Below are 1835 nucleotides of genomic sequence, written 5' to 3'. Positions count from 1 at the left end.
CTCTGCGACGCCCCATTGGCGAACGTGACGCCAGTGCGCCGGCCGAGATTGTCGGCGGTGTAATCCGCAAGCACCGTCGCGCCCTGCTTGATCGTGTCCAGCTCGCCGGTGGTGTAAAATTACGAGTCTCGATGCAATTTATTCTACAGGCGTCGTCCTTAGCCGTAGCCTAGATCGCATTCAGAAGGTTTCGTCATGAGTCAGGGTCCCGCTTATGCATTAATGACGTTCTGCGCTGGACTGATCGTCCTGCTCGGATGGTTTTACGCGATGGTGGACAATCCACGTGCCGGGGCGATGATCAAAACGTCCTTTCTGCTGTTCGCGCTACCAATTCTGTTCGTGCCGGGTGACACTATCATCTCGAAGCTTGGCATGCTGGCCCTCGTCGCCTGGGAAGAGATTCTAAAGGCATTCGCCTCAACTCGCGAAAAGGAGCCACTCGATCGCTTTCGGCTGGTGTCGCTGTTCGGAGTTTGGGAACTCGTTTTGGACAAGCCGATCTGGGCTCTACTCAACAGTCAATCGATAACCGGTTGGAGCACACCTGGAATACTCGTCTTGGTTTACGCAACCGCCCTCCCAGTACTTATGCACACCGTAACGGCGGCTGCTTACGCTTTTCGATTTGACCGGCACCTATGGGCAGCTTTTCTTTTCAGTTTCGCAGTGCATTCGGTCTTCAACGCAACTGTAGATTATTTTGGCGTTTCGTTGATCGCGGTCGCCGCGGAGACCTTGATCCTGTTGGCCGTTCTGGCGACTGTTGTGAAGCTTCTTGGCTTTCCGCTCGCGAGCCAGCGATCACGCTGATCTCCTAGGATCAGCTCTCCCCCGCGCCTGGCTCGATCACCAGGGCGCAGGGGTTCTCACGATTACCAATACTTTACCAAAAAGAATGCCAAGATGACGCCCACCACGATCGTAATGACTATGCCTGCCATTACCTTCGTTGGTAACATTCCAAATAAGACGTCAATGATCTCGTCAAACACGCAATTTCCCCAATTACTGATCTTCCGAGCATGCTTGGTTGATCACAGACTTAACGGTACCCTTGGCCCCTCCCCAGAGCGCGGATCCAACCACGCCCTCTCCGCCCGTCTCGGCGCCCAGGAATATTCTCTTCAATAGTCCACTCAGAGCTTTTCCTCCTGCTCCCGTTCCCGCCCCCTTCGCCGCATCAGAAGCGGTTTGGCCTACGCTGATATTTGAGACGCCCGCTGCGCATCGCTCTGCCGTCTCTTTGGCCTTTTCCTTCTGCTGATTTAAGCCACCATTCAGCTGGTCAGAATACCAGTGGAGGAAGCCGCCATCGGGATCATTGGAGTATGGATAAAACGGGTTGCTTGCAAACTGGACCGGGAAGTCGCCACCGCGACTAACCGTACATGTAGTTGACCCGCCTGTGATGGTGATAGGTCCGTTGCCACTTCCAGGATTAACGGAACCTGGAGTGCTGACGCAGCTTATGCCGCCGCCCCCGCCCCCTAAGCCGCCGCCGATTGCCGCATCCCGTCTCAGAAGAAGGCCTTGAGTGCTGCCGTATGGGTCGCAAGTATTGACTGCGTTGCAAATGCTACGCGGCGGACGCGGCACATAGGCTCCCGTGGGATCTGCGTTGTTGACCGGATCACCGAGCACATAGTTGTACGCGTTCGGCGAGTCCTCGTACCCCACCGGATCAGTCTGCATGAATCGGCCGAGATGCGGGGCGTAGAACCGGGCCTTGTAGTAATAGAGCGCGAGCTCGGGGATCCACGCCTGGCCGGTGTATTGGAACCGGCCGATGTTCGATGCGCCGGGCTTGCCGAACTCGTCGTACGTATTGAGCC

2 protein-coding genes are annotated in these 1835 nt (G+C 56.2%); one reads left to right on the top strand and one right to left on the bottom strand.

Annotated features, from left to right (window positions below; all coding sequences use genetic code 11):
- Positions 1-195 precede the first annotated feature (195 nt).
- Positions 196-813, top strand: coding sequence for a hypothetical protein (locus N539_RS0100090; protein ID WP_156029664.1), 618 nt, complete (start codon positions 196-198; stop codon positions 811-813).
- Positions 814-1008: 195 nt separating this feature from the next.
- Here the strand turns inward: N539_RS0100090 and N539_RS18030 are convergent.
- Positions 1009-1835 (bottom strand): RHS repeat-associated core domain-containing protein (locus N539_RS18030; RefSeq protein WP_156029662.1); only part of this gene is annotated, 827 nt, incomplete at its 5' end.

The organism is Sphingomonas sp. URHD0057 (assembly GCF_000620665.1).
Classification (GTDB): domain Bacteria; phylum Pseudomonadota; class Alphaproteobacteria; order Sphingomonadales; family Sphingomonadaceae; genus Sphingomicrobium.
The sequence above is the reverse complement of the archived record's forward strand: the minus strand, read 5'-3'. Positions and strand labels throughout refer to the sequence as shown.